At 51.3% G+C, this 232-nt stretch carries 1 protein-coding gene; it reads left to right on the forward strand.

Annotated features, from left to right (window positions below):
• A partial coding sequence (locus B3P58_RS03375) for a hypothetical protein (RefSeq protein WP_286716081.1) occupies nt 1-232 on the forward strand: 232 nt, incomplete at both ends.

A 232-nucleotide genomic window follows, 5' to 3' on the forward strand; every position in this document is an offset into this window, starting at 1 on the left:
AGGTATCTCCTTACGATCCTCTCTTTTCGGCGCGTCCGGCTTCATCCAGCCAACTGCAATGATTATGCGGCACACAAAACAATTCGCCCCGGAACGACGTTTTAAAATACCAATAATTTGTATCGTTCCGGGGCAAGGTTTTGCTCTGAAGGCCGCAGAATCATCTGGTTGTCTGGCGCCGCACGATCGCCGGTTTAAGCAATCCGCTCAGCCGTATTTCAACGGAAGCAGC

It is taken from the genome of Thalassolituus sp. UBA2009, assembly GCF_002335285.1.
In the GTDB taxonomy this organism is placed as follows: Bacteria; Pseudomonadota; Gammaproteobacteria; order Pseudomonadales; family Oceanobacteraceae; genus Venatoribacter; species Venatoribacter alkanivorans.